The 26,383-nt window shown below is 46.7% G+C and carries 21 protein-coding genes; 11 read left to right on the plus strand and 10 right to left on the minus strand.

Going from position 1 to position 26,383, the window contains the following annotated elements; all coding sequences use genetic code 11:
- The first annotated feature begins 289 nt into the window (after nt 1–289).
- The 5 genes from QUB26_RS20655 (at nt 290) to QUB26_RS20675 (ending at nt 5,307) form a co-directional block, all read left to right on the plus strand.
- Nucleotides 290–2,017 (plus strand): diflavin flavoprotein, encoded by a 1,728-nt coding sequence (locus tag QUB26_RS20655; protein WP_333244082.1) that lies wholly within the window; start codon nt 290–292, stop codon nt 2,015–2,017.
- 345 nt (nt 2,018–2,362) lie between these two features.
- On the plus strand, nt 2,363–2,992 hold the full coding sequence (locus QUB26_RS20660; protein ID WP_333244085.1) for a hypothetical protein: 630 nt from the start codon (nt 2,363–2,365) through the stop codon (nt 2,990–2,992).
- A complete protein-coding gene (locus QUB26_RS20665) occupies nt 2,985–4,730 on the plus strand; it encodes a diflavin flavoprotein (RefSeq protein WP_333244088.1) in 1,746 nt (581 codons plus the stop codon). The genes QUB26_RS20660 and QUB26_RS20665 overlap by 8 nt, the downstream gene beginning before the upstream one ends.
- Nucleotides 4,731–4,844: 114 nt before the next feature.
- A complete protein-coding gene (locus QUB26_RS20670; protein ID WP_333244090.1) occupies nt 4,845–5,111 on the plus strand; it encodes a type II toxin-antitoxin system HicA family toxin in 267 nt (88 codons plus the stop codon).
- Nucleotides 5,098–5,307 (plus strand): type II toxin-antitoxin system HicB family antitoxin, encoded by a 210-nt coding sequence (locus tag QUB26_RS20675; RefSeq protein WP_333150893.1) that lies wholly within the window; start codon nt 5,098–5,100, stop codon nt 5,305–5,307. The genes QUB26_RS20670 and QUB26_RS20675 overlap by 14 nt, the downstream gene beginning before the upstream one ends.
- A gap of 61 nt (nt 5,308–5,368) precedes the next feature.
- Here QUB26_RS20675 and pgsA read toward each other — a convergent pair whose 3' ends face one another.
- The 7 genes from pgsA to QUB26_RS20710 form a co-directional block, all read right to left on the minus strand.
- Complete coding sequence (gene pgsA / locus QUB26_RS20680; RefSeq protein WP_333150896.1) at nt 5,369–5,887, minus strand: CDP-diacylglycerol--glycerol-3-phosphate 3-phosphatidyltransferase; 519 nt, start codon at nt 5,885–5,887, stop codon at nt 5,369–5,371.
- A gap of 739 nt (nt 5,888–6,626) precedes the next feature.
- Nucleotides 6,627–7,988 (minus strand): calcium-binding protein, encoded by a 1,362-nt coding sequence (locus QUB26_RS20685; protein ID WP_333319497.1) that lies wholly within the window; start codon nt 7,986–7,988, stop codon nt 6,627–6,629.
- A gap of 384 nt (nt 7,989–8,372) precedes the next feature.
- Nucleotides 8,373–10,085: a pentapeptide repeat-containing protein gene (locus QUB26_RS20690; protein ID WP_333244100.1), complete on the minus strand. Its 1,713-nt coding sequence runs from the start codon at nt 10,083–10,085 to the stop codon at nt 8,373–8,375.
- A gap of 1,157 nt (nt 10,086–11,242) precedes the next feature.
- On the minus strand, nt 11,243–12,088 hold the full coding sequence (locus QUB26_RS20695) for an ADP-ribosylglycohydrolase family protein (protein ID WP_333244106.1): 846 nt from the start codon (nt 12,086–12,088) through the stop codon (nt 11,243–11,245).
- A gap of 83 nt (nt 12,089–12,171) precedes the next feature.
- Nucleotides 12,172–12,882 (minus strand): sugar transferase, encoded by a 711-nt coding sequence (locus QUB26_RS20700; protein ID WP_333319500.1) that lies wholly within the window; start codon nt 12,880–12,882, stop codon nt 12,172–12,174.
- Nucleotides 12,883–13,156: 274 nt separating this feature from the next.
- Complete coding sequence (locus QUB26_RS20705) at nt 13,157–17,515, minus strand: hypothetical protein (protein ID WP_333319502.1); 4,359 nt, start codon at nt 17,513–17,515, stop codon at nt 13,157–13,159.
- 267 nt (nt 17,516–17,782) lie between these two features.
- Nucleotides 17,783–18,973 (minus strand): transposase, encoded by a 1,191-nt coding sequence (locus QUB26_RS20710; protein ID WP_333244115.1) that lies wholly within the window; start codon nt 18,971–18,973, stop codon nt 17,783–17,785.
- Nucleotides 18,974–19,159: 186 nt separating this feature from the next.
- Here QUB26_RS20710 and QUB26_RS20715 point away from each other — a divergent pair, with 186 nt between their 5' ends.
- Nucleotides 19,160–19,480, plus strand: coding sequence for a hypothetical protein (locus QUB26_RS20715; protein ID WP_333244118.1), 321 nt, complete (start codon nt 19,160–19,162; stop codon nt 19,478–19,480).
- Nucleotides 19,481–19,603: 123 nt separating this feature from the next.
- On the opposite strand, the gene QUB26_RS20720 is transcribed toward QUB26_RS20715, so the two are convergent.
- Entirely contained in the window at nt 19,604–19,825 is a 222-nt protein-coding gene (locus QUB26_RS20720; protein WP_333302778.1) for a hypothetical protein, read from the minus strand.
- Between the two features lie 259 nt (nt 19,826–20,084).
- Between QUB26_RS20720 and QUB26_RS20725 the strand changes: the two genes are divergently transcribed.
- The 5 genes from QUB26_RS20725 to cobT all read left to right on the plus strand — a co-directional run bounded on the left by QUB26_RS20725 (nt 20,085) and on the right by cobT (nt 25,045).
- Nucleotides 20,085–20,798 (plus strand): Crp/Fnr family transcriptional regulator, encoded by a 714-nt coding sequence (locus QUB26_RS20725; protein WP_190663937.1) that lies wholly within the window; start codon nt 20,085–20,087, stop codon nt 20,796–20,798.
- A gap of 90 nt (nt 20,799–20,888) precedes the next feature.
- Nucleotides 20,889–21,386 carry a universal stress protein gene (locus tag QUB26_RS20730; protein ID WP_333244120.1) on the plus strand — a complete coding sequence of 166 codons (498 nt, stop codon included), beginning with the start codon at nt 20,889–20,891 and terminating at the stop codon, nt 21,384–21,386.
- 179 nt (nt 21,387–21,565) lie between these two features.
- A complete protein-coding gene (locus tag QUB26_RS20735; protein WP_333244123.1) occupies nt 21,566–22,327 on the plus strand; it encodes a DUF2232 domain-containing protein in 762 nt (253 codons plus the stop codon).
- Nucleotides 22,328–22,515: 188 nt separating this feature from the next.
- On the plus strand, nt 22,516–23,727 hold the full coding sequence (locus QUB26_RS20740; protein ID WP_333244126.1) for a transposase: 1,212 nt from the start codon (nt 22,516–22,518) through the stop codon (nt 23,725–23,727).
- Between the two features lie 211 nt (nt 23,728–23,938).
- Nucleotides 23,939–25,045 carry a nicotinate mononucleotide-dependent phosphoribosyltransferase CobT gene (gene cobT / locus QUB26_RS20745; protein ID WP_333244129.1) on the plus strand — a complete coding sequence of 369 codons (1,107 nt, stop codon included), beginning with the start codon at nt 23,939–23,941 and terminating at the stop codon, nt 25,043–25,045.
- 280 nt (nt 25,046–25,325) lie between these two features.
- Here the strand turns inward: cobT and QUB26_RS20750 are convergent, their stop codons facing one another.
- Nucleotides 25,326–25,724: a hypothetical protein gene (locus QUB26_RS20750; protein ID WP_333244132.1), complete on the minus strand. Its 399-nt coding sequence runs from the start codon at nt 25,722–25,724 to the stop codon at nt 25,326–25,328.
- A gap of 468 nt (nt 25,725–26,192) precedes the next feature.
- Entirely contained in the window at nt 26,193–26,351 is a 159-nt protein-coding gene (locus tag QUB26_RS20755) for a hypothetical protein (protein WP_333319504.1), read from the minus strand.
- Nucleotides 26,352–26,383: the final 32 nt, after the last annotated feature.

The raw sequence follows: 26,383 nt of genomic DNA on the forward strand, positions 1-26,383 counted from the left end.
GTCCTTTTTGGACGGGCGGGACGCCCATCCCACAATAACAATTAAAATTGTAAGTTATTTAATTCGCGATCCTAACTGACTGCTCGATCGCAATTTCCATGCAAAACCAAGTTCGATCGCCCAACCGATCGAACTCGGTTTCCATACCACACATCTTAGCTTTTTGTCAATACATAGAGATCAGTTTTGGGATGCTTAACTGAGTGATAGGAAATTTTATAAAGATTTACAAAAAAAACGTGTCAGAATGAAGACAATAAGGTAATGGGTAAAAGACAAGGAGGCACTGATGGTAGCGCTGACTGAACGAGTCCAACGCAGATTGACGGTGGAAAAAGTCGAAATTGCCTCTGACACAACGGCAATTCGATGCCTGGATTGGGATAGAGACCGCTTTGACATCGAATTCGGACTCAAAAACGGTACAACATACAACTCATTCATCATTCGCGCTGAAAAAACGGCCCTCGTCGATACCTCGCACGAGAAGTTTCGCCAGCAATACATGGAAACTCTAACGGGCGAAATTGACCCCAAAGAGATTGACTATCTAATTATCAGCCACACCGAGCCAGACCACAGCGGTTTAGTCAAAGACGTGCTGGCGCTGGCACCCCAAGCGATTGTCGTGGGGGCGAAAGTAGCAATTCAATTTTTAGAAAACCTTGTACACCAACCATTTGAGCGATTGGTGGTCAAAAACGGGGACAAACTAGATTTAGGAAACGGTCACATTATCGAATTCGTATCAGCGCCGAACTTGCACTGGCCTGATACTATTTTCAGCTACGACAGCAAAACTCAAGTGCTGTTCACCTGCGATGCTTTCGGGATGCACTACTGTTCCGACAGCACCTTTGATGACGATTTAGCAGCAGTTGAGGAAGATTACCACTTTTATTATGAGTGTTTGATGGCTCCCAATGCTCGATCGGTACTCGCTGCGATGAAGCGGATGGCAGAATTGGGAGAAATTGGTACAGTTGCGACCGGTCACGGCCCCTTGCTGCGGCACAATGTGGTGGAACTTACCGGACGCTACAAAAAGTGGAGCCAAGCGCAAGCTAAGGCAGAAACCACTGTAGCGGTATTTTACACCTCCGACTACGGATTTAGCGATCGACTCAGCCAAGCGATCGCCCACGGTATCACCAAAACAGGTGTCGCTGTGGAAATGATGGATTTGAGAATCGCCGACTTACAAGAAGTTGCGGAACTTGTCAGTAATGCTGTCGGTATCGTAATTTGTTCGCCACCGAGTGGCGGTACTGCTGCTGTAAATGCCGAAGCCGCAATCAACACAATTTTAGTTGCAGCTAACAACAAACAATCTTTCGGTTTGTGCGAATCCGGTGGTGGCGATGATGTATCTATTTACCCGCTGCGAAACAAGTTCAAAGAGTTGGGTTTAAAAGAAGCATTTCCCAACATTTTAATTAAAGAATCACCGACTGAAGCGAGTTATCAACTTTGCGACGAAGCCGGCACCGACTTGGGACAGTGGCTGACGCGGGACAAGGCTGTCAAACAGATGAAATCCCTCGACAGCGACCTCGATAAAGCTTTGGGAAGAATCAGCGGCGGACTGTACATCATCACCGCTCAAAAAGGCGAGGTTAGCGGTGCGATGCTAGCTTCTTGGGTAACGCAAGCCAGCTTTAAACCCCTGGGTTTAACAATAGCAGTTGCGAAGGATCGGGCGATCGAATCGATGATGCACGCGGGAGATAAATTTGTTCTCAACGTGCTGGAAGAAGGCAATTATCAAACTTTGATGAGGCACTTTTTAAAGCGTTTTGCTCCTGGTGCCGATCGATTTGCCGGAGTTAAAACTCAACCAGCAACCAACGGTTCTCCAATTCTGACAGATGCTTTAGCTTACATGGAATGCGAAGTAGTCAGCCGGATGGAACTTTCGGATCATCATATCGTATATGCGATCGTCGATAGCGGCCGCGTCTCCAATCCCGATGCACTGCCGGCAGTTCACCACCGCAAAGTCGGAAATCACTATTAGGAAGTCAGTTGACGGTTGACAGTTGACAGTTGACAGTTGACTGTTGTCAGTTGACTGTTGTCAGGTGCAAAGGGGAAATTCAACGATATATTGATTGACTGTCTGAGTCTACACACCCCCAACGTATTAGTAAGGTGCGTCAGCCGATGTTTTATTCGACTTCATCATCGACTATCTACTGACGCACCCTACAATTACAGTCCAGGACTCAACTGGCTACGCAAAAACTCTCAAGGTTGGGTGCTTGTGGCGCACCTTACCGGGTTCTGGGTGTTGGGTGCGCCACAAGCAGCAAACCGGGCAAACCGTTGTCATTTAGACTTCATTTTAATAGGGGAATTGCCAATGCCTGCCAATCTTTTAGAAGACCGAGATTACACAATTATTATTGCCAGAAGCGATGCCAGCAGAGACCCTCACCATCCTTGGTACGAGGATTGGGTAGAAGCACAGGCATCTCTGATCGACTTAGCAAAAAAATGTCAGCAATTTGACAGCGACGGCATCACCGTTTACGAAGCTTCTACTCCTATGTGGAAGTATAAAAATTCCAATGTTGCTCGGTTAGCTGAAATTTTGCAGCGACAAAATACGGAACCGGATTCAGAAAACCCCACTGCAATTAATTTAGAAGAAGCTCTGAAAGCAACTTTTAGTGATTATTTTGCAAGCAAACCAAATGCCAAAGGGAAAAACGGAACAATAATTGTTGCAGTTTTAGATCAAAAACCCGAAAATACCGCTGCTGTTGCCGAAATTCTTGTAAGTGCGGCAAATAAAATAGATAAAGATGAAGAAATTGGAGTGAGCTTTATCCAAATTGGCGACGATTTGAAAACCAGGGAATTTCTGATTGACCTGGATACCAATTTACAGGGGAGAGGTGCAAGGTTTGACATTGTAGATACCAAGTTTTGGCACGAAATCAAAAGAAGTTCTGTAGTTCAGTTTCTCATAGGTGCAATAAATGACTAATACTTTGACTCCTAGACTCGCATCGGATGCCAAACCCCGCGATGTGCAGTTTATCCCGATCGCACTCGATACTTTTATTGTGCGATCGCGCACTTGGGACAGACTCAAATTTGAAGTCGAGTATTCGCTGCAAAAGGGGACGACAGCCAATAGCTATATTATTCAAGCTGACAAAACTGCTTTGTTCGATCCGCCAGGGGAATCTTTTACTCAAAATTACATCGATTTTTTACAGCAACGGGTGGACTTGACCAAGCTGGATTACATAATTTTGGGGCATTTCAATGCTAACAGGTCAGTAACAATTAAAGCTCTGTTAGAATTGGCTCCTGAAGTAGCTTTGGTTTGCACGAATCCCGCCGCAATTAGTTTGCGGGCCGCTTTTCCAGACCAAGAATTAAACATTATGGTCGTTCGGGGAGAGGAAACTCTCAATTTAGGAAAAGGTCACGCCTTAAAATTCATCGCGACTCCGACTCCTCGCTGGCCTGACCAACTTTGCACCTACGATCCGCACACTCGAATCGTGTTCACTGACAAACTATTTGGAGCTCACGTTTGCGGCGACCAAGTATTCGATGAAGGGTGGAGCGTTTACAGCGAAGATCGGCGCTATTATTACGATTCCCTGCACGCATCTCAGGCAAAACAAGTGCTGACGGCAATGGATAAATTCGCCGATTTACCCGCAGCATTTTATGCTCCCGGTCACGGCCCGATCGTCCGTTACGGCCTTAATGAACTGAGCAATTTGTATCGGGAATGGAGCCAGCAACAAAATTCAAAAGACTTGACAGTTGCTTTGATTTATGCTTCGGCTTACGGAAATACGGCTACTTTAGCGCAGGCGATCGCCAAAGGAATTACGAAAGCCGGCGTGGCGGTGGAAAGTATTAACTGCGAATTTGCCGAACCGGGAGAAATTCAAGAGGCGATCGAAAAATGCGCGGGATTTATCATCGGAACTCCCACGCTAGCAGGACACGCTCCGACGCAAATTCAAACTGCTTTGGGAATTGTTTTATCTACAGCAACTAAGAGCAAACTAGCGGGGGTTTTCGGTTCTTTTGGCTGGAGTGGAGAGGCGATCGACTTAGTGGAAAACAAGCTGAAAGATGCCGGCTATCGAATTGGATTTGAGCCGATTCGAGCCAAATTTAAGCCGACGGCGGCCACAATTCACGAGTGCAAAGAAGCGGGAACTGATTTTGCTCAAGCTTTGATTCGATCGCAAAAATTGCGGGCACCGAAACCCCAGTTAGCAGCGGGGAGCGATCGCACTGAACAAGCAGTAGGGAGATTGGTTGGTTCGCTGTGCGTACTCTCGGCGAAGCGGGGGGAAGTCGCCAGTGCGATGCTGGCTTCGTGGGTGTCGCAAGCAACGTTTAATCCGCCCGGTGTGACGATTGCGGTGGCGAAAGATCGATCGATCGAAGCTTTGATGTACGCCGGAGATAAGTTTGTGCTCAACATCTTAGCCGAAGGGCGACAGTTGCGGAAGTATTTCATGAAAAACTTTGCTCCGGGAGAAGACAGATTTGCCGGAGTCGAAACAATGGAAGCTAGCAACGGCTGTCCAGTTTTGACTGATGCTCTAGCTTATCTGGAATGCCAAGTGATAAGTCGGATGGAATGCGGCGATCACTGGGTAGTTTATGCGGCGATTGAAAACGGTCATTTGCTCAATAATGACGGCGTAACAGCGGTGCATTACCGGAAATCTGGGAGTCATTATTAAGGAATTTGTCATTCGTCAGAATTTTTGATTCTGGCTTCTGATTTCTGACGAATGACTTTCGATCGCCAACTCAGAAATATGTCATCATAAAATAACTGATAACTTGGATAGAGCGTGAGTCAACCAGACAAACTGCTAGCTAAAATCTTACTTGGTAATTCCGACGCCAATATACCATTTGCTCAACTTTGCCAACTTTTACGCAAACTCGGCTTTGAGGAACGGATTCGCGGCAGTCACCACATATTTGCTAAAGATGGTGTTGAAGAAATCCTAAATATTCAACCCAAAGGCTCGCAAGCCAAAGTTTATCAAGTCAGGCAAATTCGTGAGGTAATTCTCAAACACCAACTAGGAGGTGAAAACGATGCTTCGCTATGAAATTATCCTCTACTGGAGTCAAGAAGACCAAGCATTTATTGCCGAAGTGCCGGAATTACCCGGATGCGCTGCGGATGGCGAAACTTATCAAGAAGCACTACAAAATATCGAGATTGTTATGCAGGAGTGGATTGAGACTGCTCAGGAATTGGGGCGTTCTATTCCTCAACCGAAAGGTCGCTTGATTTCGGCTTAGTTTAATAGGAATTTAACTCGTTACCAGGAATAGCTTGGGAACGAGTAATCAAGAAGGTAGCTTACTTTTCCTCACCAGTCTTTTCCGGCCACAGATAAATAGCGCCCGAAATCAAAGTTAAAGCCACAGAAACCCAAAAAGCAATTAATGCGGGAAAATTCCACGCTTCCGACAGAGGAGCAATTAAAAGTGCGATCGCCACAATCTGACTCACCGTCTTCAACTTCCCCCAAATATTAGCTCCAGAAATCGTAGTTTTATTAACACGCCACCCCGCAATTGTCAACTCCCGACCAAAAATCAAAAACACTCCCCAAGCCGGGATTTTCCCCAACTCAATCAATACCAAAAGCGGCGCGAGCACCAACAATTTATCCACCAAAGGATCGAGAAACTTTCCCAAATCGGTAATTTGATTCAGCTTCCTAGCCAAATAGCCGTCCAGCCAATCAGTAGCCGCAGCTACCACAAAAATCGCGGTGCAAATCCAGCGGCTTTGAGCGCTTGGGTCGTACAAACCGTAGAGCAGAAAAGGTACTCCCAGTAAGCGAGAAAAAGTAATCAGATTAGGCAAATTCATAAATCAAAAATTAAGGGCTACTCTACGAAGGCTTTCCTTAATTTAACATTTACACGACTGATAATCAGGTGGATTTACTTAATTTCAAAACATTCTGATTAGAGTAGTCACAAGATTAGACCTCTTGCAAAAATGCTGAGACCCCTCCCCAACCCTCCCCGAAGTCGCGGGGAGGGAGCCTAATTTTTCTTGCTTCCCCCCTTCGCAAGGGGGGACTGAGGGGGGTGAGTTTTTGACTTTTGCAAGAGGTCTATTGGATAATTTATCGGCTCAATTTGTTGTGTCGCCTCACCCGATCGAATTCGATTTTTACTGCCGATTGGCGATCGTAACTGGCTAGAAAAATTCGGAAACAGAGTTCACTAGCTCAGGGTAATCTTTGGCGATCGCGGCTACCTCATGGCGAAACTGGGCAGGTAAATGGGCATCAAGAAAAAGGATCTGCGGATTCCTGGTCAAAGACGAAACTCCTGCTGCCTTTAAAGAGACAGCAGGAGATAAAAACTGTCAAGGGACAGAATATAGATTTGTGCGGTGGTGGCAAGAAAACATGAACTTATTTACCGTGTATAAAGCCAGCTTGCGCTTGGTTTGGGGCTTAAAATTTGTTTAAATCTGGCACTATTCTCGCTTAACAGGCTTTTCGGCCTGTTCCACAAAGAGTGAATTTTCTTGTGGAACAGGCCGAAAAGCCTGTTCATAAAAAGCTTATTGAGAATGGTGCAACATCTCAGGTTAATTAAATGAGTGGTTCCTCAACGAAATGCGAGGCGTTAAATTGACGCACTCCTTGAACCACAGCTAGCGTTTCCGCTTGAGAAATCGGAATTCCGGCTTCAGGCGTGACGTAGATCCGGGTACTCGGAGTAGCAACCCCGTTAACTGTCAGCGAGATGTTCTGGAACGATAGCTGCTCAAAGGTAATCCCCTCCAGTAAGAAGTAGTCAGTCCCTTTCACGAAGTCCACGATGTAGTCACCAGCAGGAGCAGGAACGACCGGCTCACCGGGATCGATTGGTTCGGGCACAAATGCTGTGTACAGCAACTGGAAGTAGTCGGTGTCAGCCCCGCCGGTTAGCGTGTCGCGGGCGGTTTGAGTTTCCGCATCTTCGCCGCCAAAAAGCAGGTCAATGCCAGCACCACCGATGATGCGATCGACACCTGCACCGCCATCTAGGAAGTCATTGCCTGCGCCACCATTGAGGATGTCATTGCCAGCCAGTGTTTCAGCAACTCCGGCGTCGCCATAGATAGTGTCATTGCCACCCAGACCATTGAGGTTGTCATTGCCCTCTCCGCCATCAATGAAGTCGCCTTCAGCGCCACCCCTGATGGTTTCTAAGCCAGCGCCACCTAACAGGGTACTAGAGCCAGTGCCACCATCAAGGATGTCATTGCCATCGCCACCATCGAGGAAGTCAATGCCATCCCCACCATTGAGGAGGTCATCTCCGGCATAGCCGTAGAGGGCGTCGTCGCCTATGCCACCATCGAGGGTATCGTTGCTGCCACTCGCTAAGCTGTCGGCTTCTCCGTAGAGGGTGTCGTTACCGTCGCCGCCAACCAGGGAATCCGCTCCCCCAAACACTAAACCTTCTGAGTCATCGCCGTAGATCACGTCATCGGTAAAGCCGCCAATTACGGTGTCATCGCCAACACCACCCAATCCTGTGTCCTCGAAACCCACATAGATTAGGTCTTTTCCAGCCCCACCATCAAGATAATCTTTGCCATCGTTGGCATCGTTGGCATTTGATCCTCCGTACAGGGTGTCATTGCCAGCCTCGCCATACAAAGAGTCTTCGCCTGAATCTCCAAAGAGTCGATCGGCTCCGATTCCACCATACAGGTTGTCCTTCTCCAGCCCACCGTAGAGGAAGTCGTTACCATCCTCACCATATAGATCGTCTTCGCCGTTTTCTCCAAAGAGTCGATCGGCTCCAGCACCACCATACATAGTGTCTTTGTCGTCTCCACCGTAGATGCTGTCGTTAGCGCCTAAGCCATACAGCAGATCTTCCTTGCCAAAGCCGCGAATCACATCGGCGTTATTGGTTCCGGTCAGGGTATCGGATTCTGGAGTTCCATTTCTGACAGCCATAATTTTCTCCTAGTGTTAGGTAAATTTCTCGTGGTTATCGAAAATTTGGGTCTTAAACCCCGTCCTTTGTTTGACGGTTTGATGCTAGAATTTAAACAAGTCGCCACAGGGCATTGGGAGACTCTAAACAAACGTGGAGAGAAGGTAAGACTACCTCGGTACCACATCTCAAGGTCGCGTCAAGGAATCACTGCTCATGAAAAGACAGTGAGGTATATCAAGTGAACTTGGCACATAGCCCCAAAGTTATTAATGCACGCTAGAACTCGGTGCTTCGTTACCGCTGGCAATCCTCCCTCTTCCAACCTTGAAAAAAGGGGGGGAGCGAGGCATCGATAGAAAAAATAAACTCTGAGCACCCATTACACAGACTCCGAATTGAGTTTACGAGAACTGGAAGATGGGCCTGTTGGCAGAGTTGGTATTGGTGTTGATATGAGCTGCAGTAAATGAAGTGTTAGCTAGGGTGATCAACAGCGCGCCTGTGCCAAAACCGGCATCGCCAGCAATGCCATTGCCCAATCGCAATTGAGTGTTCGCGCCAGATGGCACCACATCGATCGCTGCAATGCCACTGAATGATAGGATGTCTCCGCTGGAGCCGAGGGTGAAACCATTCACGCGATCGGAACCATGACCACTGCGGTAGTGAATGGTATCTCTGCCACCACCGCCTGTGAGGGTGTCATTTCCCGCACCACCAAACAACCCATCATTGCCGGGGCCGCCTGTCAGGATATCAGCACCACTGCCGCCATCCAGGTAATCATCCCCATCACCGCCATTGAGGGAGTCATTGCCGTCGAGCCCGAAGATATTATCTTTGCTGCCGGTTCCAGTTAGGGTATCGTTACTGCTAGTCCCCATCGTCAGACCCACGACATCCACTGCATTGACCCCGGTCATGTTCGCCCCGACCATCGTGGCATCGGTGAAGTTGGCTTTGACCAGGTTGGCATTGCTTAAGTTGGCATTGGTGAAGTCGGCACCGATAAAACTCCCCACTTCCAGGCTGGCACCTGACAGATTGACGTTTCTAAACTTGGTCAGGTTATCTCCAACCGCCTCCTTCAGGTTTGCGCCTGCCAGGTTTGCCCCTGTAAAATTAGCTCCAGCAACATTACTCTTCTCAATAAAAGCGTTGTCTAACTCAACTCCACCCGTCAGGTTAGCGCCAACGAGAATTGCTCCACCCAGGTTGGCATTGCTGAGATCAGCAGCAACCATGATTGCATTGCTCAAATCAGCACCGTCCAGGAATATGCCTTCTGCAATCACCTGAGTCAGGTTCGCGTTGTTCAACTCAGAATCTGCGAAACTAGCACCACCCATTTGAGTGCGCGTACCATTTGCATGGGCGCTGAAGTCAGCACCAGCCAGATTGACATCTTCGGCACTAAAGCCAGTCATATTGGCTCCGCGAAAGCGAGAAGTTGTCAGTGTCAATCCATCGGGTGGGTCGGTATCCGTCAGATTAACGTCACTCAGGTTGGCAAGGTCAAAGATGGAGTTGCTGAGGATAATGTCTGTGAAATTAGTTGATGGGTCGAATTGAGCGCCAGTAAAGTTCGCATCGATCAACAAGGTTCCTTCCAGCTCAGCACCCTGGAATTTGGCATTGGTCAAATTGGCGCCCGTAAAGTCAGCCGCTTTCAGCTTCGCCTTGTAGAAATCAGCACCCGTAAAGTTTGCTCCTCTTAGATTCGGTCGCTCCGACTGTTCGCCGCTGAGATTAGCCTCATGGAGAATGGCATTTGTCAGGTTGGCGTTGGACAGGTTGATGAATTTTGTGCTGATCAGCGACAGATTTACTCCAGTTAGGTTGGCGCGACTGAAATTGACGTTTTCTAAGGTCGCTTTATAAAAATTCGCCGGTTCAAAGTTGGTATTGGCAGCAAAAATCGCATCCGTTGCATCTACATTCAGTAGAAAGGCTTCTTCAAAGTTGGTACCTCTGAGTTGAGTGCGTGTACCTTGAGCGTTGCGCCTGAACAAGACGTTTTCCAGTCGGGCTTTGAAGAATGTGGAACCATTCAGGTTTTGCCCACTAAAGTTATTACCGACCAAGTTTTGATTGCTAAAGTCTTGCGCTACCATTTGTAGTTACCAAAAAGTGAAAATTTAGGATTTTGATGAGCATGAAAGAATTGGTCTTGAATTAAGACTAAAGACTCAAATATTTGTAATAGCTGAATCTGGCTACATCCTATGAGAGCCCCAAATTTCCCACAAGCGGCAAAGGCTCTTCTTTACACAATCTTTAAAAAAAAGCACACTTTTATAAAATTCTTGTAAATTTATTCTAAGAAAGCATAAGTTTTAGAATAAATTTAAGTATTGTTACGGAAAAAACACAAAATAATTCTGGCTATTCGCTGTTATGGCCTTCGTCAGGGCAACGCTCTTGACTCCTGAATTCTGCTGTAAGTGCTGCGGGTTCTGGGTATGCTGTTTTTTATTCAAAACTTACACAACTGGCACAATTGGTAGGGTTGCCAGAAATCTGAAAGCCTTGATAATCGCCTAATAACAAAGATGTCTGACGCACCATACAAGTGACATAAGTGTGACAGTTGCCTAAGTCCTACGATCTTTATCTAAGGGGGCTCGATAAGTTTATATATTTACCGATAACTATCGGTGCCAACATCCCAAGTAATTGTGAGTGGCTCTAACAATTTTTGGCATTGCTGCTGCTAGAGGATAGAGAGCAAAACTCGCCAACCGGCAGGCAAATAGACTATTTTTTTTTATGATAATTTGGTAATTTGAGATACAGAATTTAATGGAGAATTGTGGATTTTAAAAATATCTCGATCGACCTGCAATTCCTGGCTTGAAGCACGAGCGCACTCGGCAGCTTCTGCAGCAACCAGTGGCGCAGACTAAGCACCGATAACCCCCGCACCAATCGCGTGATTAATCCCCACCGGCGACATTCCTGCGCGGCGGCGGCTGACCAAAGTATTCAATTCACAGTTAAACTACTGCACAAAAGGCACTCCCAGCAAGCGAGAAAAAGTAATCAAATTAGGCAAATTCATAATAGAAAGAAGTTCGGCAACGCGCAGTGAATGGGGATTTAACGGATGTAACAGATATCAGGAAGAAGTCAAGCGATTTTAGATTTTAGATTTTAGATTTTAGAATTGAAGCATTGACCCCACGGATAAATTCGGGGGTTCCTTTATCGGATACAGGTTTTTTATTTCTGGACACATGAATCACGTGGCGGGTATCCTGGATGCTTTCGGTCAGAAGTCGCTCCTGCAATTCATTAACTGTCGATCCAGTTCTATGATATAATCTCTGCCGTAAGATAGATTTTCTAATCCTTGTACCAGATTTTCTGGCAGGTCTTGGGCAATTTCACTGCTACAGGAACCAGCAGCTAAAGCAATAGTTGCTACTGTATCGACATCTCCCGAAAAGGCAATGCAAGCTTGGAGCAGTTTGCTCATACTATCATGGAGCATGACAGCAGTAATAGCTGCTCTAACACAGACCAAACCTTTAGCGCTGACTTCTCCTTGCCAAGGTATCGACCACTCACCAGGGACGTGCTTTTCTAGAAAATTTCCCAAATTCTTCTTTAAACCTAGCTGATAAATAAAGTAATGGGACATCAAAGCGGCCGCTATAGCTGCATTAATGCCATCTGGACTATTGTGGGTAATTGCAGCTTGAATGGTGGCATTTTCGATGACTTTTTCAATAGTAGGAAAAATGCCAATGGGGCCGGATCGCATCGCCGATCCGCTTTTATCGCTAGCGGAGTGCATTTTTTCTAAGAATTCTTTGCCGTCTTGAACTTGCAGCAAAAAATTGTACATTTTACCAGCATAACCAAATCGCCGATCGCGGTGAAAAGCTGCAACAAATTTGCTGGCTAAAAGTTCGGGCGTCCAAGGTTCTCGGCTGACGATAGCTTCTGCGACGGCTAAACTCATCTGCGTATCGTCCGTGTAACATCCAGGCTGGATATCGTGACGGGGATGCTGGATGTAGCCGTTGAGATTGTTGTACATTGCGATCGTCTGCTGGTCAACAAATTCAAAACCCGCACCGTAAGCGTCACCAATCGCTAATTCTATTAACATATATTTAATCTGTTTCCTACTATTTCATCCCGTGTTTTTTCCTAAATTTTAAAATCAAAAAACAACCCAAAACAGCAAGTCTATTAACACGCACCATTTTTGCTGAAGACAACCAAAATTGTTTTGCAAATCAGAGTGATGTCGTAGACAATAGACCACTTGCCCTGATAGTCGAGATCCATGCGGACAATCTCGTCAAAGTCTTTAACTCTAGACCGTCCGTTGACTTGCCACTCCCCAGTCAGACCGGGTTTGACATTTAAACGTTGCCAGTGGAACTCGTCATAGGCAGCAACTTCATCGGGAGTTGGCGGTCGAGTTCCCACCAAACTCATGTCGCCAACTAACACATTCCAGAATTGAGGCAACTCGTCCAAACTCGTGCTCCGCAAGAAGCGGCCGACGCGCGTAATTCGCGGGTCATTTTCATTCTTAAAAATGTGACCCTTGGCTTGGTTGCTAACTAAATGTTTGAGATTTTCTGCACCGACAACCATCGATCGAAATTTCCATATTCTGAAATGTCGCCCTTTGAAGCTGCAGCGGACTTGACTGTACAGCAGCGGGCCCGGATTGTCCAACAGCATCGCCACAGCCACCGGCACCGCCACCACAGCAGCAATTGCCAGTCCCAGCAGCGCACCCAAAATATCGATCGACCGTTTTACCTTGCTCGTTACGGATCGGTGAGCCTCTTGTTTTGATACACAGACATTGTAAGTAGATTCTTGAAAAAATAAGGACAGCATTTCTGATAATGATGATTTCGACGAGACACCCATCGGAAATTTCATATGATTTCTCTCAACTTTAACGATCTCTTACGTCCATCTTATTAGCCATCCCAAATCTGCAGAACCTGAAATACTCAGCTTTGCACAATCTTTAAAAAGCAATCACACTTTTATAAAGTTTCTATGTATTTTTTATGAAAACGTATAAAGTTTCTGTAAACTTACGTAAATTTACAGAAAAAAGTTAGTCCGGGACGCAAAAAAACCTGGTTTCGGCTAGGACTCTTCCCCGAAGACAGGGAGGATTATACTGAGAAACCGGGTTTTTTGCCGTTTAGCGATAAATATCGGTGCGAACATCCCAAGCAAGTGTTAGCGGCTCTAACAATTTTTGCTGGCTGCTAGAGGCGAGTTTGCCTAAATATTCACGAACAACAGAGGCGTGTTCGAGATTCAAACGATAACCGCGTGAGACATCTTCAAAGAAAAGCGGCTCGGCCAAAATTGCTTCCCAATCGGGATTTTGCCTCGACTCCTCGGCCAGCAGCATGAAATCTTCCTCCGCAGGCACAACTCCCGCCGGCAAATTTCCTTCCAAAATCCGCAAAATCCGGGGCTCGCAGGTACGGGTATTCACGCCCTGGCGTTCCAACAACTGCAAAATTTCCTGAAAGCTCAGAGTTTCCTCACCCAAAACCTGCATTAATTCCCACAGCAGAAAAAAGTCGCTGTACTGCTGCTGCGACACATCCAAAATGTGAGGATAGAGAGCCAAACTCGCTAACCCGCAGGCAACTCGACCAATTTTTTGGGGGAAATTTGTACTTTGAGATACAGAATTTAATGCAGAATTGTGAATCTCAAAAATATCTCGATCGCCCTGCAATTCCTGGTCTTGAACCACGATCGCATTCGGCAACTTCTGCCGCAACCAGCGGGCGATCGCAGGCCAAGCACCCATACCCCCCGCACAAATCGCCTGATTAATCCCCGCCGGCGACATTCCCGCGCGGCTGAGCAAAGCATTCAATTCACGGTTCAACTGCTGCACAAAAGGCACTAAAACCAGACTTTCCAAATCTTTGCGCTTCACATCCCAATGCTGCTGACCAATATCCAAAGCAAAACTTTTTTGATGTTGCAAAGTAACTTTTATTTGTCTTGCTGCCTCTAACAATTGCAGGCCAAAAGCAGAACCTTGTAACCGCTGCTGCAATTGATAGCGACTCGGCAAATCTGGATGGCCAGGACGTGGCAAATCGATCGACATTCCCCAGGTTTCATTTTTAGCCAACAACTGACAGATAATATCCTGATCGAAAGCATCGCCAGCAAAACCAAAACTCTGGCAAGTAAAATCAGCACGAGTTAAATCTTGAAGATTAGACGGCAACTCAACTAAAGCTAATTCCACCGTCGCCGCCCCCGCATTCAAAATCAAAGTTCCCCCGCTAAAAGACGAAGCATTCACAGTCAGCGGTGCAGCTTCTTCAGTGCCGTTAGCAGAATCCACGGCTGACGACTCGACTTCCATGTCATTTTTCACAGGAGTTACAGCAGCAAGCAAAGTGGCGATCGCATCTTCCACCACAAAAATTTGCGAACTCGAAGCCACCAGAGACGCGCCCAAAACAGCCTCCCGCAGATTAAACCGATAAACATCCGACCAGCCGGCCGGAGTCCCCAAAATTACACCCTGCAAGTCTAAAAGCGCCGCATCAAGAGTTTCTGGCGTCAGTCCCGAAGCCCTACAAATTAAATTAGAAACTGGCAATCCTGCAAAATTCGCCCTTGGTGCAGAATCCAAAATTTCCCCCGATTCGGCAAATTTTTGTCCCCGCAAACTCGGATTCAAAGTAGCCAGCAGTGCCCGCACACATTGCAGCGGCAAGGCGATCGAAAAAGCCTGCAAGGGATCCCACTGCAACAGCGGTTCGTACATCCCAGCAGCCTCCCGCTGATAAGGAATGCCCACCTTTAAAGGCAATTTAAAATTTTCCAGTAAAAATTCTCCTGCAGGCAAAGCCTGGGGTCGGAATCCCACCGACTTGACTGTCACCTCTGACCCTGGGCTACCTGGGGATGTTTGGGTCAGCACCGCAGCCGAGGGAATCCGACAACTGGCGTCTGCTGGCCAAGCCTCAGCCTGCGATGCTTCCCAGTAAATCGGGTGCAATTCGCCACTGGTGCGATCGAGTAAAGCCGCAGACAGGCCGCTGGAACCAAAATCAATGCCCAAATACCAGCTAGAATTCCGGCGTTGTCGGGATGGGGCGATCGCACCTGCTGCAGAATGCCCAGCCGAGTCTTGCTGCTGTGTTTCGGCAAACTCGCTAAAATCGGTTTTCCCCTCAACAACTCCTGCTTTACTCTCTGTCGAAATTAGGTTTTTTTTTTGACTTTCTGGAGGACTCGATGGCAGTTCGTCAGTTTCGGCAGTTTCTGGAGGGGGAGAATCAGTCAAAGGTCGATCGGTTTCGGTCAAACTAGCCAAAATCTCGTCTAGCGTCAAATTCGAGTCGTCTTCCTCAGCCAACAAATCATCCTCAAGTTCGTCTTCCAAAACAAAAGGTTGATCATCCGAGGATAGTTCCAAAACATCGGAGAACAAATCCTCCAGCGTGCCGAGTTCTTCCTCTGCCACCTCGGCAAAGGGATTGTTTGCAATGCCTTCGGGGGAACTCGCCGATAAATCCAAGCTGTTAGCGACTGAGAAATTCGATCGCCGGGAGCTAGTATTTTCCACTTCCTCCAGATTGTAGAGGTCTGCCTCCAAAAGTTCCAGAGTGTTGTTGTCCAAATTTAGAGCTCGATCGAGGTCATCTTCTAATTCCTCGATCGGCAGCAAATCCTCGTCCGGCGAAGCTTGGATGTACTCCTCATCGAGTCGCTGCGACGAAGTGCCGGACTCGCCAGTTTGAACCTCACCGATACTTGGCACATGAGACTCGGCACTGGGGAGGTTTGGGCTAATTTCGGCTGGCGTTCTCAACGGCAAAGGTGGCGATTCAGGCATCGCAGCGTCGAACTGCTCGCCTGGGTTTTGACCCGTTTCTAGATTTTCTCGATCGTCCCCGTCAATTTTCACCTCAGCAGTTGAGGGTGGTGGTGCTGAAACTTGAGGTACTTTTGCCACTTGCGGTTCAAATAAATCTGCACTATCTAAAGTTAGAGACTCTACAGAATTCCCCATTACAAAGTCTGAATCTTCATCTCCTAAAATCTCTTCCAAAGATTCGCCTTCATCCAGCAGATTTACAAACAAATCTTCGGTCATTTTTAGCGATTCGGCAGTTTCCCGATCCGTCGTCGCTTGGTATTCTAAACCTTCACTTTGGGTCTCAATTTCAGTATTTTCTACCGGGAAACTTTCGACTTGTAATTCTACTTCAGGAACCGCTTCTCCCGCGAACAAACTTGCATACAAATCCTCAATCTCTTCGTTTGTTTCTGTTAACCTATTGTCCGATTCTTCCCCCGTATCTAGAGTTGAATTTTGAGATGTTTCGGGTGTAGAACCCAACAAATTATCTTCCAACTCCGGGAGCAAAATTGGGGATTGAATGCGATCGCGTTCGCGCCTCAACTGTCTGAATTGCGGAGAAATTTCTGTACCGGCGTAGGGAAATCTGTCTTGTTCTCCGAATTCGCCGGTGCGAATGGACTGCACCGAGTCTCCCGTCTGAGTCTCTGGGGCTGAGTGTTCGATCGGAGTATTTGAAAGGGCGGGAGCGACAGGAGATCGATCGGCTGCGGTTGGGGTGACGGTTTCGAGATTATTTGCTAAATCGATCGGCTGTTGAACGTAGGAAGAAGCTTCTCGCCCCAACTGTGCAGCTAAGTGGTTGACCAAAGCCGCGAACATCGCCTCGCTCTGCTGGTTCAAACCGTACATATTTTCGAGTTCTTGTCTCAAGGAAGCTTGATAGCTTTGCAGATTTGCTTGCAAAGCCTCGAACACGATAGCCATCCTCGAATCGAGACTCATCAGCAGACTGTCAGCATGAGATTGGAAAAGTTGCATTTGCTCCAACCTCTGAGCCGGCGTCAGCAGCGGGTGTTCTTCTGAGGTTTGTCGGTGAAGTGTTACGTCAATAGCCGATTCTTCATCAGGCGCACTGCCCAAAGAGTATGGTGCTGAGATACTTTGCAATAACTGATTTTCTAGGGAATTTAGAATTTGGGAGAAATCGCTAGTCAAGGTTTCTTCCAAGCGGGCACTCAGTACCTGCAAAAATTCAGCAATGATTTGCTGTTGGTTGGCTTGTTGCTGAGCTAGGGATTGTTGCTGCTGCCGTTTTGCTTCTAGCTGTTTGATTTCTTGAATGAGAGCTTGCTGCTCTTGCCGCAGAGCTTCTATGTCTTCTTGGAGCGGCCCTGTCAGGCTGGAACGCAGGTGGCTGATTTCTCCGGTTACTGCCAGCATGATTTGCTCTGCTGCTGAGGGGCCAGGGGGGGGCAGAGGCACTTTGGGTACTGGAACTGGTTCGGGGCGGACATTTTGGCGGGCCGCGGCCTTTGGGGCCGTTAGCTTTGAGTCTGAGGAAACCAGATAAGCGCGAACTCGCTCTAAAAGTTGGCGCTGGTGGACAGTATCAAGAGAACCCGTCCAAGGCAAGCGGGGTGCGGGCTTGCTGAGTACCTCGTCTATCTCAGCAATCAGTGCTTGAATTTTGTACTTCTGAGAATTCAAGGGCGGAACCTCTGGGAATGCGGCTTGGGAGAAACTTTACCAAAAAAAGACTGAAGTCAATCGATTTTAGATTTTAGATTTTAGATTTTAGATTGAAGCATTGACCTCACGGATAATTTCGGGGGGCAAGTTTCAGCGGATACAGGTTTTTTATTTCTCCACGGATAATTTCGGGGGCTTGTATCCTGGATGCTTGATTGTCAGGCGGCAGCGATGCCAATAGATAGATTGACACTCCCCGGCGTTTACGCGCGGGGATTCTTTAATCTACGAGCCAACTTGCTGAGGCAGGATTTCTCCAACCAAAGTAGAGGTCAATTCTCCTAAAGCGTTGCTTGGCTCAAGGCCAAAAGTTCCGGTATGCCCTACCGTACCCAATCCTCGACTTAGGATGTTTCTAGCTGCGTTTTCATCACGATCTAAGACACAACCACATTTACAGACGTGGGTTCTAGTAGATAGCGTTTTCTTGACAATTTCACCGCAACTAAAACATTCTTGGCTGGTGTATTGTGGATTCACCGCAACCGTGATTTTCTCGAATACTTGGACGAAGTATTCAAGCCAGATACGGAATTGATACCAAGATGCGTCGTTAATAGACTTGGCCAGACAATGATTCTTCACCATATTTTTGATTCTCAAATCTTCGTAGGCTATCAAGTCGTTTGACCCAACTACGCACCGTGCAAGTTTTATTGCATGGTCTTTACGTTGCCTACTTATTTTAAGATGGCGCTTGCCTAGAATCTGCCGAGCTTTGCCCCTGTTTTTTGAACCTTTTATTTTCCTAGATACACGACGCCCAGAGTGTTTGAGGACTTTTTCACCTTTTCTCAGAAATCTAGGATTTTCAACCGTAGTTCCGTTCGAGTCGGTGTAGTATTCTTTTAAACCCACATCTAATCCGATCGTAGTACCAGAGGGTTCTGTATTTTCTTTTCTATCAACATCCACGCAAAATTGAACGTACACGCCATCAGCACGTTTGACCAATCTCACCCTTTTTATTTGGCTGATTTGGTAAAAATGTAGATCGCGTGTGCCTTTTAGTTTTAACCGCCCAATTTCTTTTTTGTCGGTAAAGTTGATTGATTTTCGATCGTTAGCAAGTTTCCACCCCGTCGATTTGTACTCAACTGAGCGACCATCTTTCTGGAATTGTGGATACCCTTTTTTCCCCGCAATACCCTTCTTGCAGTTATCATAGAATCGGGAGATAGAAGACCATGCTCGTTCTGCACTGGCTTGTCGAGCCATTGAATTGAGTTCGTCGGCAAACGGGAAATTACGCGCCAGTACCGCGCAGTATTTATTCAAATCGTATTTGTCCACTTTTTTGTTGTCCATCCAATACCTTATACAGCTATTGCGGACAAACTTTGCGGTACGAATTGCTTCGTCTACTGCGTTGAACTGATTTGATTTTCCGTAGGCCTTAAACTCGAAAACTAGCATGGTTTTACCTCCTATCTTAGGCTACACAATTCAGCATAGGGCACTTGGTATTGCAACAAAGCTTTACAATTAAAGCCGTCCTTTTAGGACGGGGTTTTCAACCCTGTTTTTTGAGAATCTGAATGCGAGTCAGTCAATAATTAACTAATATTTTGTGACAAGTGTTAATTAACCTTTTGTCTTTGGATGACTTCTATTGTCTATGATAGGTTAGCCGGTACTTCCACACCAAATGCCCGTTTCTATCAACTGCAAATGCGATCGAATTCTCTGCCGGGTGGTTTCCTGTTTGCCGGCCCGAGGCCGATTCCTGGTCGGGATAGCTGCGATCGCACAAACTTTTGTCCTCACCCGCTACAACTGCCGATCGCACACCCGTCACCCCGAGTTTGGCTAGCGTGGCGGCGCGCCACTCTCTCTCGATCTTTCACCGACTGGGAAAAAACCTCAAACAATTTGCGAGTTGGGATGCCGGGATTCGGGATTGTCCCCGTACAGTTGGTTTGAGTAACCTTTTATTATAGCCTTTTATCTGTATTCATGGCTAGATACTAATGGTACAATAATCTTGGGGTAGCAGAAAAGTTTGCTGGGAAGTGGGTGGGTTTCGCTCGCCAAGAGCGCCAGCCTTTAGGCTCGCAATGGCTGTGGATTTTGCCGATCGTGCTGACATTGGCCAGGTTCCAGGCAGTTGCTTGGATTTGGGATCTGTCTGCCGTGGCACCCCTTGCGATCGTGGATTCTGCCTTCTCGAAAGCAAGGCCGAGTGACAACAAATCTCTCAGCAGTGTTAAGCTTGTCTTCGCGAAGTGCTTTCAAAGGTAATTCGATCGGCTCAGTCGTTTGCCACATAGCTAAAATTTTGTTAATAAAATTTGCTCAGTGGTATGTATCTAAAAAATTATGGTATATTCTTTAGTTTCTAGCTCCCAATCAGAGCTTGAGGCTATTAATTACCATATTGAGCCTTTGACCGCAAAACTTTAGAGGTAAAATTGCCGATTTTAGATCCTTGTTTCTCAAATCTGGAATCTCAAATCGAATGACTCGGCTGCAAGCTATTTGTAACTGCCCAGCGCAGCTCAAGCGCATAAATTAAAATGATGGCCTCATGGAAGACCGCTTTAACACCCGAGACCCGAATTCTAATATAAATCAATTGATAGTTTCTACTCCTTTTTTTGCAGGATTACCCGATCCTGTAATCGAGAGAGCAACTGTCCACATCGTTACCCGAAGTCATCCGTCAAATCAAGTGATTTTACTCGAAAATGACTGGGGAACATCAGTGTATTTTATATTGGATGGTTGGGTGAAAATTCGCACCTACAACCTAGACGGAAAAGAAGTAACACTGAATATTTTAGGGAAAGGAGAATTATTCGGGGAAATGGCCGCGATCGAAGAAGCACCGCGATCGACAGATGTGATCACCCTAGCCCCGACACTGATCGGCAATATGCCATCTCAGGATTTTGTGCAGCTCATTCATACCGAGCCTCTAGCAGGCATTCGCCTAGCTCAACTGATGGCGCGTCGCCTGCGACAAGTCAACCGCCGCCTGCGTTTACGAGAGTCCGACAGTACCTCGCGAGTAGCAGATATTCTCTTATTTTTGGCCGAAGGGCAAGGCAAAAAAATCCTGGAAACAGGAGGTACAGAAATACCGAACCTGCCACACAGAGAATTAAGCAGCCTCAGCGGGCTGGCTCGCGAAACAGTAACGCGAGTGCTCAGCAAGCTGGAAAAAAAAGGAACTATTCAGCGCGAACGTGACGTTTTGTGCATTCCCGACCTGCACGCCTTAGAGCGTCTGTTAGTCTAGAAGTATCAGAGTTTGCTTTTATTGAATCTAATTCAAAAGCACTCTCTGTTAACTAAGTGATATTAATGATTTCCTGCAGGAGGTAAAGCTGTGAGTTTTAAGAAAATTTTCGCCGCCTTAGATGATTCTGAACTGGGCCACCGTGTCTTCACGCAAGCTTTAGAATTAGCTCTGAACGATCGCGCCCAGGTGATGCTATTTAACTGCGTTACTGTCAGCACCATGGGGGAGACGGCAGTGCCAATTCCGGTAGATTTGGGCATGAATGTCGAGTTAATGGATCAAGCTTATCAAGCTCAACGTTTGCGGCTGGAAAGCGACGTAAAACACGCTTCGGGTTTGCTAAAAAATTACTGCGACGCTGCAGCAAAAAAAGGATTGCAGGTAGAATTTGACTGCAAAAAGGACGGCAATCCGGGGCATTGTATCTGTGAAGCCGCCGAAAATTGGGGCGCAGATTTAATAGTATTGGGGAGGCGCGGCCGCACGGGGTTCGCAGAAGCTTTCCTCGGCAGTGTCAGCAATTATGTCGTTCACCACGCATCTTGTTCGGTTTTGGTAATCCAGGAAGCCAAAATTGAAAAATAATGCTGCTGAAAATGTTTGCTGAAAAAATTGATCGAAAATAAGACTTGCGCTCCTGGCTGATTCCCGGTTTCTGCGAGCAATATTAAATTTGGCGGCGAGGCATCCAAACACTGAAACCGGGAATCAGCCGTTATCGGGGGCCAGTCCCGTAAAATCTAAAATCTAAAATCTAAAATCGGATGAGTGATTTTTTGTCAGCAGATGCTGCGTCTAATTCGGGTAGTTCACCCAGTACAAATAACGAGCCCCAAACCGCCGATATTTCAGCAATGACTGGCGATCGCCCAAATCCCGATCCGGGGAAGCACATCTCTGGGGAAGCGCCTTTAAGGCTGGTAGAAACGGCTTTTTTGGCAAGTACCGCTAGCTTAATTTGGCTGGTAAATTATTACTTTCCGCTGGGGCCTTTGCTGCGGGTTTTTTTTCCGATACCCATCGCCCTGGTTTACTTGCGCTGGGGCAACCGAGCAGCTTGGATGGCAGCTTTGGTATCGGGTTTGCTGCTGTCGGTACTAATGGGCCCGACGCGGAGCATTTTATACGTGATGCCTTTTGGAATTATGGGAGTTGCACTGGGAGGACTTTGGAGGCGCAAAGCGAGTTGGTCACTCTCTATTAGTGTGGGTGCTCTCATTGGTACTGTCGGCTTCTTTTTTCGGTTTTGGCTGCTGTCAGCCTTGGTGGGTCAGGATCTATGGGTTTACGTAACGGCCCAGGTAACAGAGATGGTGGAATGGGTGTTTGTGAAGCTGGGCTGGCTTAATGTACCGAGTTTGGACACAATTGGGGCGATCGCAGCCGGGATGATTTTGGTTAACAATATTGTCTATTTATTTGTAGTGCATTTAGTAGCTTTGCTGCTATTAGATCGTTTGGGAAACCCAATTCCGCGCCCACCAAGCTGGGTGGAAGTTTTGATCGATTATAACGATCAAGCATGAAAACCCCGTGACTTTAGTCCGGGGAAGAAAAACAGAAGGAGGCTAAAGCCTCCCATTTCCTTTGTTAGAACCAAGTTTTTACGACTAACTTTATAGTATACGAAACTTACGTGTAAAGCTTTGTGAACAACTCAAGTGATATTAAGCCGATGTTGTTAGCATAAGCATATCGTGATGAGGTCGAAGTCATGCTAGTTTTTGAATTCAAAGCATACGGAAAAAAGCAGCAATTTGCCGCTGTAGACGAAGCAATTAGAACAGTACAATTCATCCGTAACAAAGCATTGCGCTTTTGGATGGAAAACCAAAAAGTCAACAAGTATGACTTGAATAAGTACAGTGCTGTTTTAGCTAAAGAATGGACGTTTTGCGATGAACTCAACAGCATGGCTCGACAATCAAGCGCAGAAAGAGCGTGGTCGGCAATCGCCCGATTTTACGACAACTGTAAAAATAAAATTACCGGGAAAAAGGGTTTTCCGCAGTTTCAGAAAGACAATCGGTCGGTCGAATATAAAACGACCGGGTGGCGGATGGCAACTGACCGAAAATCTATCACTTTTACCGATAAAAAAGGCATCGGAAAACTTAAGCTGAAAGGGACGCGCGACTTACATTTTTATCAGCTTACCCAGATTAAGCGAGTACGCTTAGTCAAACGAGCCGATGGATACTACATCCAGTTTTGCGTTCAAGTTGACCGTTCCGAGAAGATTGAAGTTACAGGTAATGCTATTGGATTAGACGTGGGGCTCAAAGAGTTCTACACAGACTCTAATGGTGTTACAGTCGAAAATCCGCGTTTTCTGGGCAAAGGAGAGCGCCGACTAAAGAAAGCCCAAAGGCGGCTTTCAAAGCGAGTCAAAGGTTCAGAAAATAGAAAAAAAGCTAGGGTAATTCTAGGAAAACGCCACCTCAAAATAAGTAGACAGCGTAAAGATTTTGCTGTGAAATTAGCAAGATGCGTCATCCAGTCAAACGACTGTGTAGTCTATGAAGATTTGAGAATCAAAAACATGGTGAAGAATCACTGCTTAGCTAAATCGATTAACGACGCATCTTGGTATATGTTTCGAGTGTGGATGGAATATTTCGGTAAAGTATTCGGAAGGATTACAATTGCCGTGCCAGCCCACGGGACGAGTCAAGAATGTTCTAGCTGCGGAACCATTGTTAAGAAAAGTCTATCAACGCGAACTCACGCTTGTCGGTGTGGATGTGTATTAGATCGCGATCACAACGCAGGTAGAAATATCCTAAGTCGGGGATTAAGTACGGCGGGGCACGTCGGAACTTGGATCTTAGATCCGAACGCTTGTGGAGAGTTGACCGCTACCGATGTTGAAGTAATTCTGCATCGGCAAGTTGATTCTGCGAATCAAGAATCCCCTCGGCTTTAGCCAGGGGAGTGTCAAGAAGAGTAGTTATTGGACATGGGGCATGGGGCATGGGGCATTGCTAATTGCTACTAAATAACTAATGACTAATAACTAATAGACCTCTCCTGCAAAACAAGTCTTGAACAGGGAAGATGCCTGTTCCACAATAATTATTGCAGAGGTCTAATGACTGCTGACTAATGACTAATGACTACTGACTAATGACTAATTTATGATTGGTATTTATACAGAAATTGAACAGGGGCAGCGGTGGCTCGATCGCTATCGAGGACGAAAACCGATATTTGCCTGCGTGTTAGGATTTACCGCGACAGGCTTAATTCCGGGGATTTCAGCAGCAGGAGCAACCCCGCACGATCGACAATTTACTTGTTTAGCCGATGCAGAATTTTTGTATAACGGCCCCCAACCGTCGCCCCAATATCCTTTGCCGCCCCTAGAAGCGGGTGCCTCGCCGGTACTAATATCTCGCGCTGTAGTCGAAGCTTTGGAACTTCCGCTTTACCTATTTAATGCTGGTTTGCCCCTCCCACCTCCCGTACCTGCAATTGACTTGGGGGGCACTCCGGCAAAGTGTCTGATTTCTGGGAATGCTTTAGAACTCGAAACAGTCAAACATTTGCTCGAACAAGGATTAATTTGGGGAGCTAAATTGGCTGCTCAAACTAATGGCAGTTATTTAATCTTAGGCGAGTGCGTAGTTGGGGGAACGACTACTGCTTTGGGCGTGTTAATGGGTTTGGGTATTGCAGCGGCGGGCAAAGTTAATAGTTCTCATCCTCGCTGCAATCACGCTCAAAAATTGGCTGCGGTGACAGCGGGACTCAATAATGCTGAGTGGGAAATTAACGGACAAAACAGCACTCCCCTGGAATTGGTAGCGGCGGTGGGCGATCCGATGCAAATAGCGGTGGCGGCAATGGCGATCGCCGCGAGTCAGACTTGCGGGGTGCTTCTGGCCGGGGGTACGCAAATGCTGGCGGTGTACGCTTTGATGGAAGCCTTAGCCCGTGAATATGCTCTGCTATGGAGTCCCGAACAAGTTGCGGTGGGGACTACGCGCTGGGTAGCCGAAGACCCTACAGGAGACACTGTAGGACTTGCTAATGATATCGGCGGTGTGCCTCTGTTCGCCGCGCAGCTAAGTTTTGCGGGCTCTCGCTACGGGCAACTGCAAGCTTACGATCGCGGCTATGTTAAGGAAGGTGTCGGTGCGGGAGCGTGTGCGATCGCCAGTGGCTTGACTGCAAATTGGACTCCCACTCAACTCCTCCACGCTGTTGAAGCTTTAGCCTCGCGCTGTGAGATTAAACATTAAGTAGATAGTTATAACAATCGATGCCAGATTTGTGAACTTCTCTCTTTCTTCTCTTTCTTCTCTCTCTGCGTCCTCTGCGCCCTCTGCGGTTTGTAAAAAAATCTTGTTCACCAAAGAAATAGCCTTCCTATTTCTACACAATATCTCCCTTTCATGCAGTATTCCCCCTGCTAATTGCGGGAGATAAAAAACTCTATGCAATGAATCTATAAGTAGACGAGCATAAATCAACGCAACTTGTATTTTTTTTGAATTACTACCCGATCCCCGCTAGCAATATTTAATTAGGCCCGCCTAGATGTTGCGAGTGCATTCTTTTGGAGAGCAACTGTTCTTCCAAGGCGGCAATTCGATTGTAAGCTGCTGTTAGCTGAGCAGTTAAGCGCTGGATTTGAATCTCTGCGCTCAGCTCTTTTTCCAGGCTTTGAGAATTCTTGTCGAAGTAGCTGTCATCTAACAGTATGTCTTTGTGTTCGAGGAGGCCGTCAAGAGTGCTGTAGCTTTGATAGGGCGAGGTTTGGTCATTTCCTAGCGTTCCAGAGCGATCGTTTCTCTGTTGCTGAGTCAGCTTCGTCTCCTTGGCCGACTCCAAGAGCTTTTCATTGAGGTTTTCTATGAGTTTGTAGAGGGCCTCGACTTGTTGGCTCAATACTGTAACTTGCTGGCGGAGCGCTTCCATACAATTATCCTTTGGCTCGTAACTTAATATCTTTACATTTTAGGTAAATCTTTACATAACTTGGATTTATCACTAAATTATTTAATTTTTGACTTAATTGTTGTGTTCCCAATCCTGACGGTAGATTTAGGGAGCCAGCTTGAAGATAATCGATCGCCATTGGTGAGTCGATTGTAGATTTTAGATTTTAGGTTTTAGATAGTCTTAGACACAGGAACCGGGTGGGTTAACCCCCATACTTCGTTCAAACCTTCAATCAGAGTTAAAAAATCTGGTTTATGAGAGTCGGATCGCACAGCGTCCTATTAGATTGACTTCGCTCTCGCTAGTGCTTTCAGGATTTAGATAAATTGGTTTTTAGTTTTTTTAGTTATTAATCTGTCGCCGATATAAAAATACTTTTTCACTTCGGTTGTGTAAAAAGCGTCATCTAACGGCAGATGGCAGCGCTCTCGTTGTTTCGTTATATTAAAAAATGTAACACAGATGCAGTCGATCGACCCGGCTGGCGAGCACAACTGGCTCAAAGGAACTTGCAGCAGAGAAATTAGGCGTTAAGCTGAGGGAGTTTTCGGCATCGGAAAGCTCGATCGACAAGGTAGAAGGTAAAATCAGGGCAAGAGCCAATCGATTGCGCGATTTTAGATTTTAGATTTTAG

The sequence above is a fragment of the Microcoleus sp. B4-C1 genome, assembly GCF_036705285.1.
GTDB lineage: Bacteria > Cyanobacteriota > Cyanobacteriia > Cyanobacteriales > Microcoleaceae > Microcoleus.